General features: G+C 62.4%; 6 protein-coding genes. 1 reads left to right on the forward strand and 5 read right to left on the reverse strand.

Annotated features, from left to right (window positions below):
• Positions 1 to 45: 45 nt before the first annotated feature.
• The 4 genes from J3U87_RS08680 to J3U87_RS08695 all read right to left on the reverse strand — a co-directional run bounded on the left by J3U87_RS08680 (position 46) and on the right by J3U87_RS08695 (position 8,191).
• Positions 46 to 3,690, reverse strand: coding sequence for a hypothetical protein (locus J3U87_RS08680; RefSeq protein WP_237382646.1), 3,645 nt, complete (start codon positions 3,688 to 3,690; stop codon positions 46 to 48).
• Positions 3,687 to 4,346 (reverse strand): hypothetical protein, encoded by a 660-nt coding sequence (locus J3U87_RS08685; RefSeq protein WP_237382647.1) that lies wholly within the window; start codon positions 4,344 to 4,346, stop codon positions 3,687 to 3,689. Before J3U87_RS08685 ends, J3U87_RS08680 begins: the two co-directional genes overlap by 4 nt.
• Before the next feature lie 278 nt (positions 4,347 to 4,624).
• Entirely contained in the window at positions 4,625 to 6,526 is a 1,902-nt protein-coding gene (locus tag J3U87_RS08690; RefSeq protein ID WP_237382648.1) for a cation:proton antiporter, read from the reverse strand.
• A 219-nt stretch (positions 6,527 to 6,745) separates the two neighbouring features.
• Entirely contained in the window at positions 6,746 to 8,191 is a 1,446-nt protein-coding gene (locus J3U87_RS08695; protein ID WP_237382649.1) for a hypothetical protein, read from the reverse strand.
• A 576-nt stretch (positions 8,192 to 8,767) separates the two neighbouring features.
• Between J3U87_RS08695 and J3U87_RS08700 the strand changes: the two genes are divergently transcribed.
• A complete protein-coding gene (locus J3U87_RS08700; protein ID WP_237382650.1) occupies positions 8,768 to 10,258 on the forward strand; it encodes a right-handed parallel beta-helix repeat-containing protein in 1,491 nt (496 codons plus the stop codon).
• A 1,269-nt stretch (positions 10,259 to 11,527) separates the two neighbouring features.
• Here J3U87_RS08700 and J3U87_RS08705 read toward each other — a convergent pair.
• Complete coding sequence (locus tag J3U87_RS08705) at positions 11,528 to 15,769, reverse strand: beta-ketoacyl synthase N-terminal-like domain-containing protein (RefSeq protein ID WP_237382651.1); 4,242 nt, start codon at positions 15,767 to 15,769, stop codon at positions 11,528 to 11,530.
• Between the last annotated feature and the right edge of the window lie 38 nt (positions 15,770 to 15,807).

The raw sequence follows: 15,807 nt of genomic DNA on the forward strand, positions 1-15,807 counted from the left end.
ACGGGCATCGCTGCCCGCCTCCCCAAATGGATGGAGCCTCACGGGTCAGGGACGGGGCGATCCCGCCGTCGTCTCGGCCGCGAGTTTGCGCTGCTTCAGTTCGAGGAACGCCGGAGTTCCCGGCGAAACGGCGTGCTTGCCGCTCGACCGCATGACCGAAACGCCGCCCACCCGCTGCTTGGTGGCATCGGCCGTGGTTCGCATGTTGAAGACCCGCACGTTGTCCAGATGCAGGTCATTGCCGGAGACTTGCCCGAAGATCGCCAATCGCACGTCTTGGGTACCCGGCGTCAGGGTGAATTGGTCGCGATTCGGCGCCTTGGCTTGGTGCCAATCCCACCAGGGCGAGGCATTCAACGTCTGACCCTCGTAATCGATCGGCTGGGTCGCCACTTGGAAACGGATGCCCGAGCCGAGCTGGGTGAAGGCCCCGCCGCCATCGACGGTGCCGATCCCGACGATCGCTTCGGCCGCTCCGGTGGAACCCCACAACAACTCGAAGTTGATGAAGGTGATCCCGGTGGCGGGCACGTTGAACGCCGTGGTGGATACGCCGGTCTGCTCGGTATCGGTGGTGGTCAGGGAGCGGTTGATCAGGGTGTTCCCGAACAAGGTCCCGCTGAAGGCCGTGGATGCGCCCCAATTGCTCTGACCGTCGCTGTCGTCGACGAACGGGAAGGTGGACCAACCCGCCGGCAAGGCCGCATCGTCGAAGGTTTCCAACACCAACGGCGCCGAGGAGACCAACAGCCCGTAATCGGTGCCCGGCTGGTTGCTGCTCTCGAAATAGCTCACGAGAATGTAGTAGGTTCCGGGTTGGAGCACGGCCGCCACGTTCTCGTCCCCGTCGGCCGAGGCGCTGAGCAGCGTGTGGGAAAAGGCGTTGTTGAAACCGGGCAGGTAGAAATTGGTGCTCTCGTAGGCAGCGTTGGTCACGACGAGGTCCAGGTCGGCACCCGCCTGGTTGGGCGCGACGGCGATCACCATCGCCGTGGGTTCGTCCAAGGTGAAGGTGTACACATCCTCGTAGTCGTCGCCGGTCAACGTTTCGAGAACCACGCCCTGGTCGGATTCGGCGATTTCACCCAACACGTTGATGTTCCAGCTATCGCCGATCTTGACGAGTTGCTGGGCGGTTTCGTAGGAATTGTTGTTTTCCACTTCGAGCAGGACGCCGTCCTGGGCCGCACTCATGGAATTGGCCGACAGGCCGCTGAGGTGGCGCCGCGCGGGAACCAGGTGTTCACCCCAGAGGGTGAATCCGGCCCATTGGGATCCGTCGGCCACCGCGCGTACCCAGGCACCGTTGGCCAAGGTGTTGGCATCGGGAAAGAGCCCGTCCAGCACGGCCGCATATTTGGATTTGGCGGCGACCGAAACGGGGTCCGAGCGCTGCAGTACGGTTCCGTCGGAAGACATCGCCTCGAACACGATCGAAGCGGCGCTGTCGCCGAGATTGGTCGCCACCAGGCTGGTGAAGGTGGTGCCCTGCATCTGGAAATGCGGATAGATCAGGACCTGGCCGTCGGCGTAGTTGCCCTGCAGGCCGGTGAAGATGTCGTTGCCGGAACCCACCGGCGTGCCGAACAATTCGTACCCGATCAGGGGCTGGTCGGAATCCACCTGCATCCAGCTCGTTCCGGCAGGGACGCGATCCTGGGTGTTGGCGTCGAACAGCAGGGTTTCCTTGCCGCCGGGTGTCAGGGGCGGTCGTTGGCCGGACTGGATGACGCTGCCGTCGGCACCGTAGAAGGTCTCGGTCACGGTCGCATTCCCGCTACCCACGTTGATATAGACCATGCCGGTCCAGAATTGACCGGTATCCACGGCCACGTGCAGGAATTGGAGACTGTTGCCGGACTGGTCGTTGAGACCCAGCGAAGCCACCTGGTTCCGATCGGGGAGGCGCGTGAAAAATTCCATCGAGGCCATCGCCTCGCGATCGCTCTGCAGTTCGCCCCAGACGTTGGGAACCGCGTTGAGATCACTGAAATAGTCGGTCAACACCCGCGAGTCGCGCGCATAGGCCTGGCTGTGTCCCAGGACCGAGGCGCTGTCGCCGGTGGGCCGGCGAAATAGCTGTGACGAGACCGCCAGGTTGGTGGCGTTGACCGTCGACAGCACGGTTTCGAAATTGACGGTATCGGTGGCGATGTGCGGCAGGAAGGTCCGGTTCTCCAAAGCCGAAGCCCCCCAAAAGGCCGAGCGCACCTCTTCGGAGCGGTTCTCGGCGTAGACCGTCAGCGGGGCCGAGCTGGCCACCTGGATCCAGGTAACCTGCGCGGCCTGGGACCCGAAGATATCGCCCACATCGAGCCACCATTTGCTGAACCCTCCGATCATCGCGGAAACGGAGGCCTGACCGACGACCGCACCCGCATCGTCGAAACCGAAGACCTGTACGGGCACTTCCAGACTGCGGGGATTCAAGATGCCCAACCAGGTGGTTTCGGCACCCGTGCCGTCGACGCGGACCTCGGGAATCACGACGCGATGGGTCAGCTTCGATCCGCGCGTATCGTCGGTGTCGTCGCGATTGGCCAGGATATCGATGTTCTCCGTGGTCTGGTTGGCGGTGGTCACAACCGTGACGAACTCGGCGGGATCGTCGCCTTCGCCGCCTTCGTTGGCCCCGTTGTAGAATTCTTCGTCACCGGGAAAATCGCCGAGCACCACGTTGCCGCCCACGTTTCGGTTGGAGCGGACCGGTTGGCTGTAACGACCCGTGGAGCGCCGGCTCAGGTCGGCGATCTCGACGCTGTACTGGCCGGGCGGCAGCAGTGGGATGCGGTACTGGCCGGGCACGATGGGCCCGCTGATCTTGGAGGCGGCGTTCGAGAAGATCGTATCGCGGCCGCCGCTGCGGTCCCGTGCGATGACGTTGACGCCGCTGGCGGGAAGCACGCCGTCCTCGAGGCGGATCATCCCGGCCAGGGTCGACATGCCGTCGCGTCCGTGGGGATGGGTGCCGTAGAGTTCCAGGAAGGCCGACAGATCGTCGCGAGTCAGGTCGGTGAGCTGGGCGGTGGCGCTGCCTGCGCTGACCGACCAGTACATGATTTCGACCGAGCTGGCGGGCGGCACGCCGAAGGTTTCGTATTGCTGCCCGCGCGCGACCATGTCGCCGTTGACGATGGAGTGGCCCAACCCGACCAGGTGGCCGAACTCGTGAACCATGATGCGGCGTACACCCGCGTCGGAGAAGTTCGCCATCGCCGGCCCGCCGAAGATCACGTAACCGATGTTCAGGTATTCGTCGCGCGGCGCCAGATGGCTGGTGAAGGCCAAGACGTTGGCGCTGGCACCGGTTTCCTGGAAGATGGCGCCCGTCTCGTCGAAAACGAAGACGATCCGCCCCTGTTGGAGGTGGCTGTTCAATTGGGCGAAGGTGCTGATATCCTCGGCGATGCGCTCGCCTTCCTGGATGACGAGGGTACTGCCCTCGACCGCCCCCCACTTGTTCATTTCCGCCACCGCAAATTGGTTGGCGAGGTCGGCGTTGATGACGCTGGTCAATCGACCCGATTCCACGTGATAGACCATGGGTTTGGCGGTGTTCCACACGAGCGGCTGGCCGTTGGATTGAAAGTCCACCGGACCGCCGGCCAATGATGGCAGCAGGGCCAGGAGGCTACAGGCGGTGATCGCGAAAATGCGGTGCGGTAGTCGTTTTGGCGTCCAGGTGTTCATCGGTCACCTACCTTTTTGGAAACGGTGACCACGTGGCCGGCCAACATGTCGCGCAGCAGCGCCTTGAAGCGCTGGGCCGGTACCCCGTCGGTGCCGCGCTTGGCGCGTCCCGGGAGCTGTGAGTCGATGGCCTGGCGGATCATCGGGGCGTAGGCGGTGCGGCTCGTTCCGCGGTCCATCTTGTGAAAGATGTGGGCGTTGCTGATGCCGTTGTAGGCCAGCCCGTCGTGTACCCAGAACATGCCCTGGGCCAGGCCGACGGGGGCGGTGAGCCCGTTTTCGTGGCGTTCGGCCAGGAACAGCAGGTAGGTGCGACCCTTTTCGAAGGTGGGAATGCCCAGTCGGTCCGCGTAAATGGGAAAGTGACCGCTTTTGGCGGCATTGCCGAGCTGCATGAATTCGAAGGTGCTCGACTGCTTGCCCTTCAGGCTGTCGAGAATTTCGAAGGTATAGCGCACGGCCGGCAGCATCACTTCGCCACGGCTGTCTTTGACGCTGGTCAGTGTCACGTCGAGACAGCGTCCCTCGAACACATGAACCGCCTCCCGGGCGAGATCGGTGACATTCAGGGCGACCACCTGGGTCGCCGACAACTGACCGCTGCCGGTGAGAAGGAAGAAGAGGCAACCCAAGGTCGATAGGTGGAAACGTTTCATAGCTCCTCCGGAGGAAAATAGGGAGTCGTCGCTCCCGGTCTGTGGGTTTCCATCCCTGAACGACGACGTGGGCTCCTGCCCGCCCGCTGCCGGACCTTTGTCGTGGGCCCGGTCATCGCCATTGTCGCGTGAGGAATGAGAGCCAACACCGTCCGCACCAAGACGTCTTCGCGCAGAGGGTTCCGATGAGGACGGTCGGTTCGGATGTTTGGGGTTGGTGTTAAGTCTAAATGAAAACGGGGCTTCACCTCAAGCCGAGGATGAGGGGCGCGAAGGCCTTACGGAGCGGGGCGCACTTCGTCCAAATCCACTTCCACGACCCGCAGGCGGCTGATGCGGTGTTGGGCGTCGACATGGGCGGTTTCGACCATGGCCTTGACCAGTTCGTGGCAGGCGGCGTCGGTCTTGAACTCCAACCGAGTCTTGGTGTCGCGCATGGCCACGACGACCCGTTCCCCCTCGTAACTCCCCGACATCTGGTAGATCCCGGCCTCCTTGCGCACCGTCCTGAAGAAAAAGCCCTTGTCCTCGAAAGCCTGACGCAGGCTCTGGATCAGCAAATCGTGGTTGGCCCAGGTCAATCCGTCGATGTAGATCAGCTTCTCGCGTTTTCCCTTCGGCGCCTCCTCGACGCGCAGGTCCTTGGGTTGCGCCAGGCCCTCGCCCTCGTGGGCGAACAGAGCCACCAGGCCGGGCGGTGCCATGAGGGTGGTGATCAACGTCATCATGATGACCACGCCGAACATGTCGTCGCCGATGTAACCCGCGCTGAGGCCCACGCCGGCCACGATCAGGGCCACCTCGCCCCGCGGCAGCATGCCCAAACCGATCCGGCTCGCGCCGAGCGCGTTGAACCCCACCAAAAAGCAGGGTATGCCGGAACCCAGGACCTTGGAGAAGACGGCCACCACGGAATAGACGATGCCGAACAGGAGCGCGCCACCCATGGCCTCGAAATTGACGAGCATGCCCATCACCGCGAAAAAAACGGGCACCAAACAGGCCGAGACCGGTGTCAGGCTGCGCTCGAGATAGTGGGAAATCGGTTCCTTGGAGAGCGAGAGACCCATGATGTAGGCGCCGATGATCATGGCCAGCCCGAAGGTTTCGGCGATGCCGGCCAGCAGGAGCGCCAGCCCGAAACTGAGCGTGGTCGCGGCCTGGGGAGCCTTGAACCAGGTGATCGAGGCCACCACCCGTTTGGACAGGGCGATGCCGATCGCGGTCGCCACGATCCAGAAGCCGAAGGCCTTGACGGCGATCCAGGAGATGTGGGTCCAGTCCACTTCGCCTTGGGCAGCGCCGTGGGCCTCGGCGATGCCGCCCACGACGGCCAGGATCAGGATCCCCAGCACGTCGTCGATCACGGCTCCCGCCAAAATGGTGGTGCCCTCCGGTGCGTCCAGCTTCTTTTTCTCGGAAAGTACCCGCGCCGTGATGCCCACCGAGGTCGCGGTCGAAACCGCCCCCATGAACAAGGCGGCCGGGTCCATGAAGCTCACGCCGGCGTAGAGCACGTAACACAGATCGCCCGTGATGAAGGAGCCCAACACCCCGCCGATGCCCACCGCGGCCCCGGGCCCGGCATACCGCACGAATTGCGGAAAATCGGTTTCCAAACCCACCAGGAACAGCAGGACGATGGAGGCGATGGTGGCCACCCCGTAGAGGGCGGCACTCACCGGCAAGCTCTGGCCGACCAGTAGCGGAAACAGGGGATCGCCGCCGATCACCGTCAGGTAGGGACCCAGGGCATAGGGTCCGATCACCATGCCCGCGCACAATTCGCCCAACACGGCCGGCTGCTTCAGGTAGCGTTCGAACAGTTCGCCACCGATCCGGGCGGCGATCACGATGAAGGCCAGTTGCAGCACCAGCACCATCATCTGGTGGGTGATGCCGTGATCGCCCTGATGGGGCTCCTGGCCCGTCTCCAGGGGTTCGTCCGCGGCCGCGGCCCGCTCGTGCGGCACGGATTCCGACTCGATGTTCGCGCGATCGGAAAACAGCGTCGCCGCGCCATAGGGTGCCGAAACGGATGACGTGGCCGCCGGCGTCTCGATCTCGGCAAGCGGGAAACAGGCCGTGCCGATCGAGGCGACCAAGGCGAGAATCCAAAACCCGACGGAAGGCCGCAACCGTTCCGCGCCGAAACGAGTCGTCGACCGCGGAATCAACATGCAACCTCCTCGTTCACGTGGGTATCCGAGGAAAAAACGAGGTAGAACGCGCCCGTGCGGGATGCGGCGGAACTCGCCGGGCCAGGGCCGAAGGCGACCACGCCGTGCGCATTCATACAGGGGATCGGCCCCTATCTTAGCAACAACGGTTGGGGTCCGCATGGGAAACCGTCCGCACGGAATGGTGCGGACAGTGTCGCGGATGTGCCCGCGGAACGATCAGTTGTTTTCCAAGCGCGAGGGAACCAGCGGTGCCGAGAGCAGTTCCTTGAAGATCTGCCAACGTCGCTCGGGATTGTCGGCCGTGCCGCCCTTGGCTTCGACGTAGGCGGCCACCAGATCCTCACCGTAGTTGTAGTTGATGACATAGGCGCGGTAATCGTCGAAGAACGAGATGCGCTGTTTGGCGCGCCCGGGGCTCTTCAACTCGTAGCGCACCAGCCAGTCGGCCGCTTTGTCGGCGTCCATCGAGCCTTCCAGATAGGCCCGGGCGGCTTCGTTGCCGGCGTACTTGAGTTGCGAGAGCACGTCTTGAATGGCGTAGTAGCGTTCGGCTTCCTTGGGATCCAGGCCGGCCAGGGGGAACAGCACCTCGCGCTCGTAGGCGACCCGTTCCGCACCGGGGAAGGCCACCTGAATGCCGTAGTTGGCACTGCCCTCGGCAATCAGCGATTGGGGGCTGAACAGCGGATAGACGGTGAATTCCTTCCATCCCTTGTCGTCGACCATGTGTTTTTCCAGCAGGACGTTGAACACGTGGTGGCCGGGATAGCCCTCGTGACAGGCCAGGTCGACCGCGCGATCGATGGTGATCGGGAAGTCGGTGTTGACCTGGATCAGGCTGTGGTATTTGCCTTTGTACCAGTTGTACCCGCTCCAGGACTTGTCGTTGACGTATTCGACCACGAAACTCTCGCTCTCGGGCAGGTCGATGTACTTCCTGGTGCGCTCGCGGGCGTCGCGAATGGCGGCCTGAAACACCTCGTCCAGCTTGTCGGCGGGGATTTCGAACTGTTTGCGATAGGCCTCCATGCGCTCGGGCAGATCGCCTTCACCGGGAATCAGGTCTTCCAACTGTGCGACCAGCGCCTTGAAGTGGGCTTCATCGTGGCGCGGCGGATGGGCGTCGTAGAGCAGCTCGGCTTCCTTGTCGAAGGTGAAGGTCAGGCCGGCGAGCAGATCGACACGCGCAATCATGGCGGTAATTTGTTTTTCCAGAGACAGGTAGCGCGATTGCAGGATCGCATCGGTTTCCTTGCCGCTGAGTTCGCGGACCTCGCCGCGCAGCGTCTCGGCTTCGGCGCGAATCTGGGCGGGCGAGAGATTCAGGGACAGGGCCTGCTCGCGCCAGGCCTCGGGACCGTAATAGGCGTCCACGAAATTCTTGTCGTGGGGCCCCATCGCGAGTACCAATTTCACGTAGCGGTGGGAGATGTCGTCCTCACCGGATTCCGCTCCCTGTTGTTGGGTCATGGTGCCATCTCCTTTGGAGGGTGTCGCCCCGGCGACATCCCCTTCGGACTTGGTGCCACTTCCCTGACCGCAGGCCAGGAAGGTGAGGGTGAGTGTAATCAGCAGCGCTCGGGAAGCCAAACCTCGTATCGAGAGGCGTTTGGCGGCAGGGAGAGCGGGATGCCGCCCGTGTGTCGAACCAAATTCAATCATGCTTGAAACTCCTCCGTGTAACCCAGGACAAATCCCTCTCGGCGACCGTGAATCAGTGAAACGGGACCCTTCACGGTTCGCGGCGCCCTGTCGAAAAGGCCATTCGCACGCGATAGGTTCATCGCAGCCCATTGGTGGAATCATTCGGCGTTGGGTGACGCGTAAAGGGTTTCCGGAAGATTCCCATTGCCGGGGCGCGCGAGGGTGATTCGGACGACTTTACCCCGGAAGCGCCGCATTCGCAATAACGGCCGCCGCAATCCCGTCGTTCGAGCACGGATTAATCGGCATGGCGGTCGACATCGGAGGGATGCAGACCATCGAGAGCCGCCGCTCGGGTCTCTGATTTTCAGACAAAAACAAAATTCCGGGTTTTCTGATATTCCAACACACCTCTTCTTTCCAATTGTATGTATTCGGAAAAAATCATTTTTTTGGCGGTTTTTCCTTCTCGAGGGGTATTTCAGGTTTCGAGGGGACGGAATCCCAAATAGGCGCCTCCGCGATTTACGCTGCAGGCCCGGCCAGACGACGGTATCCGGACATCTCCTCGTCAACCCATAACCGGAGTTTCACATGCTGCATAAAATTACATCGACGATGCTGTTTCTATTTGCGCTGGCAGGGGTTAACGCTAGCGCCCAAATAAATCTGACCGACTATTCTCATCTCGTTTCCAACGGCGACTGGAGCCTCGCCCTGAGGCAAGCGCTCGTGGAAGCGCTCGACGGCGGCGACCGGGTCCACATCCCCGCCGGAACCTACGTCATGGAGGATTTCCAACCCATCCGCGACGGCTTCAACTTCTCCGTCGTCGACATTCAGGGTGCGGGCAGAAACGTCACCACCATCCGCACCAACCGTTTCTGGATCGACGCGATCAGCATCCTCAAGGTGAAAGGTCTCGCCTTCCAGGGCATGAATGCCAGCGGGAGCGGTCCCCAGGACACCTCGCTCTTGCTCTTGAAAGGCGCCAGTACCGTCGAATTCAGGGACAACAGCGTCAACAACGGTGCCGAAGGGCTGGTTACCGTTTACGATGCCGGCAGCTACGACGTCAGCAACAACCTGTTCTCCAATTCCGGAGTGGGCAACCGTACTCCCGGCGGCAAGCAAAGCGGCACGGCCCTGGGAATCAATGAAGCCACCAGCGGCGTGGTCGCCTACAACACCTTCACCGGCGTCAAGGGGATCGGCATCTTTGTGGGCAATGCCTACACACAGTCGCTGACCATCAACGGCAACGACGTCACCAACAGCGGTTACGGCACCGGTGTGTACGTAGCGGGAGACGATGGTTCGGTACTGTCGAACACCCAAAACGTGTCCATTCAAAACTGCACCTTCCACGGTTTCACCGTGAACGGCATCCGCATCAACGGCACCAATCAGACCGTATCCAACAACCACTTCTACTCCGGTGGCACCTCCGCCATCAAGGCCCACTTCCTCCGCAATTCCACCATCAGCGGCAACTACATCAACAAATACGGCAGCGGCACCGGCATCGAACTGGTGGCCCTTAACGAAGCGCTCGCCGTTCGCGACGTGGATGTCACCCACAACACCGTCCTGAACGCCGGCACCGGCATCGCCGTCACCTACTCCGGCAACGCCACCTACTCCGACGTGGCCCTGGAATACAACACCATCAACGAATCCAGCTACTGGGGGATCGCCATGTGGCACCGCATCGGTGGCTTCGGAACCCGTATCGTCGGCAACACCCTCACCAACTCCGGCAGCCCCTTCGCCTACAGCGCCATGAACCTCAATACCCAGAACAGTCCTTTCGTGGCCTCCAATACCGTCAACGGCCAGGCCGGCTCCGCCAACTACGGTCACATCTACCTCAACAACGTGCACGATGCGACCTTCTCCGACAACGTCATCACTTCGCCCAACTGTGTCGACCGCAGCTACGGCGGATTCATGCTCAACCACTGTGAAGATATCACGGTCACCAACACCCGGTTCACCAACATCGATGATCCCGGTTATCGCCTGAATCCCGGTGTGCTCAACATCTTCTTCAGCGGCTCCACCTTCCAGTTCACCTGTAACTAAAAACCAATATTAAAGAAGGATTCCCCCCATCCGCGCGATATCGCCGGATGGGGCGCGGACCCCCGAGTCGCCGCGCAGGAGTTCCCGAATTCGAAGAGGCGCGTTGTCGCAGTATGTGCCGGGCCCGCCCAGGGCGCTGGGTCGATCTTTTTCGTCGCACTCCCCGCACATCCGAATGCTTAGGTTTTCATCTTTACCTTTGGATCTTACAAAGCTTGTCATATAAGAGCCCCGGACCAACGGGCATACCCAGCTCGATTTCGAGAAAGAAACGACGCGAAGCGAATCAGCATGGTGGTCCCGGATGCCTGAGAGGGTCGTCGTGCAGGGCCGGTAAGGCACGGCCGGTATGGCACGGCCGGTATGGCCAGGTAGGTGCGACCGCTGGTCGCACATTCCGAACCTCCTGCTTCTATTGATGCTTCGCTCTTTGGCGTTTCGTATTTACGTAGGTTTGATCGCTTCGAAAAGTCGGCCGAGCCGGCCAACCTACGACGACGACGTCTCTCTCGGCATGCGGGAACTCTGATCGTGAATCGCTTCGAACAGTTCATCCGGCGGATGAACCTACCTGGCACGACGAATCTCTCAGCATTTGGGCACTCCGGGCAGGTTTGTTACATAAGAGCCACGCACCAGCGGGCATACCCAGCTCGATTTCGAATAAGAAACGACGCGAAGGGAATCAGCATGGTGGTCCCGGATGCCTGAGAGGGTCGTCGTGCAGGGCCGGTAAGGCACGGCCGGTATGGCCAGGTAGGTGCGACCGCTGGTCGCACATTCCGAACCTCCTGCTTTTATTGATGCTTCGCTCTTTGGCGTTTCGTATTTACGTAGGTTTGATCGCTTCGAAAAGTCGGCCGAGCCGGCCAACCTACGACGACGACGTCTCTCTCGGCATGCGGGAACTCTGGAGGTAACGTACTTCGACATGGACGTGATACGGAGCGAGTGGCTTCGCTCATTGGTATTTCGATCGCCCGTTGCCTGGATCGCTTCGAAATGTCGGCCGGGCCGGCTTACCGTCCCTGCCATACCGGCCCTGCCCAATCTACTGCAATGGCAATCCTCAACGCATGCGGGAACTCTGGGCATGAATCGCTTCGAACAGTTCATCCGGCGGATGAACCTACCTGGCACGACGAATCTCTCGGCATTCGGGAACCCCGGGCGGATTCGTTTCAAGAGAGCCGCCCCCCAGGCCGGGGACCGCCGTTCCGGACCGTCATTGATCCGGTTTCGAGACATGACGCGACAGCGTGTTTCCACTCAGCGTGGTGGTATCTGCTCGAGGATGACGTGCACATTGGTGCCCGCCATGCCGAAGGCGCTGACGCCCGCCATCCCGTGGCGGTTGCCGCGCACCGGCCACGCGCGTGCCTCATCGGCCACGCGCAACGGCAGCTCGTTCCACGGCACCATCGGGTTGGGTTGCCGGAAGTGCAGGTTGGCCGGAATCACCGACTTGGAGAGGGCCAAGGCGGTTTTGATGAAACCCGCCGCACCCGCGCAGGCCTCGGTATGACCGATATTGCTCTTGACCGAACCCAGAATCAACGGATGCTCGGCCGAGCGACCTTCGCGGTAGACGTCGGCCAAGGCGGCGATCTCGATCGGGTCGCCCAGGCGCGTGCCGGTGCCGTGAGCCTCCACGTAGTCAATGTGCTCGGGGCGAACGCCCGCGTGATGCAGGGCGTGCCGGATGACCATCTTCTGGGCCTTGCCGCTGGGTGCGGTCAGGCCGTTACTGCGCCCGTCGTGGTTGCAGGCCGAACCGCGAATGGAGGCGTAGATGCGGTCGCCGTCGCGCATGGCGGCATTCAACGGTTTCAAAACCAGCATGGCGCCTGCCTCCGAACGGACGATCCCGTCAGCGGCGGCATCGAAGACTTTGCAGCGGCTGTCGGCAGCCAAGGCTTCCATGCTGCTCATGGCCAGGGTCGGGTTGGGCGCCAACATCAGGTTGACGCCACCCACCAGCGCCAGGTCGCATTCATCGGCGTGCAGACCGATGCAGGCGTGGTGCAGGGCGCTCAACGCGGAAGAACAGGCCGTGTCCAGGGTCAGGCTGGGGCCGTGCAACCCCAGGTGATAGGAAATCCGGCCAGCCGCCATGCTGAAGAGATTGCCGATGGATGAATACAGTGCAAGCTGGTCGGGATGTGATCCATACAGCGCGCGCTGCCCGTAATCGGCGAACGACATGCCCAGATAAACGCCGGTCTGACCCGTACGCAGGCTGTCGGGCGCAATCGCGGCATCTTCCAGGGCTTCCCAGCTCAGTTCCAGCAACAGGCGCTGCTGGGGATCCATCATCAGCGCTTCACTCTCGCCAATCCCGAAAAAACCGGCATCGAAGTCGGCAACCCCTTCCAGGAAACCACCCTGGATCGGCCTACCGTCGCGGGTCTTCCAGGCTTCGGGACCGCGCTCGGCGGGCACGGGGCCGATGGGATCGCGGCCGGAAAGCAGCAGGTCCCAGAAGGATTCCGGTGAGTCCACGCCGCCGGGAAGGCGACAACCGATGCCCACGACGGCAATCGGCTCGGCGTACAGGCTGAACCCGGAAACCTGGCTCTTGGCGCGTCGATCCCGTTTGCTGCGTCGCGGTCCGCGCCGGCGATCCATCCGCTTTTGCGGTACGGCCGCATCATCAAAATCCAGTCGTGCCAGGACCGCGGCGGACAATTGATCGATGGTGGGGTGTTCCCAGATGAACACCACCGAAAGATTGAGATCGCACAACTCCGAAAGCCGGTTTTGCAGCACGATCGTGCTCAGTGAATCCAGGCCCATCGCGCGGAAGCTCTCGTCCAGCGGCAGCTCCTCCGTGGTGCGGCGCAGGATGCGGCCGATCTCGCCGCGAATCGTCCCGCGCAAGGCTTCCAGGCGCCTGTCCGGATGGTAAAAGCCGAGTCGGGTCACCAGCGGGGTAACCTGCTTGGCGGGCTCGGCGTGTTCCGGTGCGAGCTGAAGGTCGCGGTCGCGCAAATCGACGACGACATTGCCGATTTGAGTCCCGGTGAGCAGATGGTTGAAGGCGGTGCGAATTTCGGAGGCGGGCACGTCCCAGTCGATGCGGGGCCGGTAGACGCCCGCATCGGCCAGAGCCGTCACCTCGCGCAGCAGGGCACCGACCTGTTCGGGCGCGTAAGCCACCATGCCCGGCAGGTCCACCAGCGAGAAGGAGAGCCCGCGCAGGAACGGTTTCAAGCCCAATTGATTGTCGGCACGATAGTCGGCCTGACCCAGTTCGACGAAGCGTCCGCCGTTGCGAAGCAGGTTGAGACCCTTGGCGATGTAGGCACCCGACAGGGAATTCAGCACCACATCGAGACCCTGGCGTCCCCATTCGGTGGCCAGTTCCCCCTTGAAATCGGGGTTGCTGGAATCCACCACCTCCACGCCCTGCAGGCCGTCGAGGTGGTCGCGGGTTTCCTGCTTGTCGGCGGAAGCAAAGACCGTGGCGCCCAGGTGATGGCCCACCTGGACGGCGGCCAGCCCCAAACCGCCGGGTGCCGCATAGATCAACAGACGCTCTTCCGGCTTGAGCTGAGCTACTCGGGTCAGCGCATGGTGGGCGGTCATATAGGGAAACGGCAGGGCCGCGGCCTGTTCCACGCTGAGACAGCTTGGTTTGGGGGCCACCAGCGCGGCGGGCACACACAGTTGGCCCGCCAGGCAACCCGGGTGCAGCATCACCACCTCGTCGCCCACGGCCAGATCGCCAGCGACCCTGTCGCCCACATCCGGCCCCAGTGCCAGAATGCGGCCGCAGCAGCCGCTGCCTGGCCCGTCGTGGGTGCGCCCGTTCTTTTCGGCGCTTTCCGGTACCGACAGCTTTTGGGCGTCCAGGAAACTCAGACCCACGGCCAAAACCTGCACCAATACCTCGCCCTTGCCGGGTTCCCGGCCCTGGCTGATGCGCCAGACCATCTGGTCCGGGCTGCCGCGGCGTCCCGGGTCCAGCACAAAGTTGCTCGCGGCTGTTTCGCGTTCGGAGGTCCCTCCCACCAGGGCTTCCTTGACGATCTTGCCCAGGGCGTCGCGCGGCAGTTTATCGCGGATATCCACGAAACGGGGACATTCGTAACTGGCCAGGTGCTCGCTGCAATAAGCCAGGACTTCGGCTTGAGACAACTCCGCCGGACCTTCCACCACGGCTTTGACCACCTGGCCCAGGTGGCGGGCGTTCAAGCCAAAAACAACCGCTCGTTTGATATCGGGATGGCGCGCCAGCACGTCCTCCACTTTTTTCGGATCCACCTTGTAACCGCCGGTCTCGATAAACGTCTGCTTGCGACCCATGATGCGCAGGTTACCCTGCTTGTCCAGCAGGCCCATATCGCCGGTGCGGTAGACGCCATCGTGGAAGGCGGCGGCGGTGGCCTCGGGCATGGCGTCGTAGCCGCCCTGAGGCAGGACGGGACTGGCAATGTAGACCATGCCCACCTTGCCGGCGGGAAGATCGCGGCCGGCCTCGTCGCGAATCAGGATTTCGACGCGGTCCAGACCCGGTCCTACCAGTTCGGGTCGGAACTCGGATCCCACGGTCAGGTTCATGGAAACCGAGCCGGTTTCGGTAGAGCCGTAAAGCTGGCGCACGGGTACGGCAAAACGCTCCAAAAAGGCCTCGAAAACCGCCAGCGGCAGGCGCCCGCCGGAGCTGACGGCCCAGCGGATCTTGTCCAAACGACGCGGCGAATGGCCATCGTCGGGTACCTGGGCCAGCGCATCGTATTGATAGGCTACCGCGACCAAAAGGCGCACCTGTTCCCGTTCCAGCAGTTCCAAAACGTCGCGGCACCGAGCGACGAAGGGTACCTCCACGACACGGGCCTGTTCGTACACGGGAGCGAGAAGCACCAGCGTGGCACCGCTGCCGATGGCCGCCAGCAACCCGTTGCCCAACCCGTAGGAGTGGTACAGCGGAACCAGGCAAGCCACCGTGTCGGCGCTGGTCAGTCGGGCGGAAGTGACGAAGTTCATCGACTCGTAGTAGAGGTTTTCGCGGGTGCGACAGACGCGTTTGCGATAGCCCTCGGAACCGGAGGTGTAGAGGTAGAGCGCGCGGCCCTCGTCGGGTGGCAGGTCAACCTCCGTCTCGCCCTGGAACAGGGTGTTGTCGGGTACGGCACAAAGATCGGCCTCGGGGCAGTTGTCGACAATCAGGCGGCGGACCCGCGTTTCGTCTTCCTGACCACAGATGACCTGTAGGGGTTGCGCATCGGTCAGGTAGACCGCCAGGGCCTCGTCTTTCAGCGCCCGGTTGAGCGGAAGTAGGGTTGCACCGCGAGCCAACCCGGCGAACATGGCCACCACGAAGGAGGGGCAGTTGGGCAACATCAGAACCACGCAATCTTCCGGGTTGACGCGGGAGGAAATCAGGTTGGCGGCGAAGCAGCGCACCTGTTGAAGCAGGCTTTCGTAGGAGATCCGCGTGGCGCCGTAAACCAAGGCCGTCTTTTGGGCGTGGTCGCGGGCAGTCTTTTCAAAGAGCCGGTAGAGCATGGTTTTTTCCTTGATGAGGTTGATGTGGCAGTTGATGG

Source organism: Sulfidibacter corallicola, assembly GCF_017498545.1.
GTDB classification, from domain to species: domain Bacteria; phylum Acidobacteriota; class Holophagae; order Acanthopleuribacterales; family Acanthopleuribacteraceae; genus Sulfidibacter; species Sulfidibacter corallicola.

Bases quoted from the DNA above. Each gene is read 5' to 3' on its own strand.
- J3U87_RS08695 (WP_237382649.1), bottom strand. From the start codon at position 8,191: ATGATTGAATTTGGTTCGACACACGGGCGGCATCCCGCTCTCCCTGCC.
- J3U87_RS08690 (WP_237382648.1), bottom strand. From the start codon at position 6,526: ATGTTGATTCCGCGGTCGACGACTCGTTTCGGCGCGGAACGGTTGCGG.
- J3U87_RS08685 (WP_237382647.1), bottom strand. From the start codon at position 4,346: ATGAAACGTTTCCACCTATCGACCTTGGGTTGCCTCTTCTTCCTTCTC.
- J3U87_RS08700 (WP_237382650.1), top strand. From the start codon at position 8,768: ATGCTGCATAAAATTACATCGACGATGCTGTTTCTATTTGCGCTGGCA.
- J3U87_RS08705 (WP_237382651.1), bottom strand. From the start codon at position 15,769: ATGCTCTACCGGCTCTTTGAAAAGACTGCCCGCGACCACGCCCAAAAG.
- J3U87_RS08680 (WP_237382646.1), bottom strand. From the start codon at position 3,690: ATGAACACCTGGACGCCAAAACGACTACCGCACCGCATTTTCGCGATC.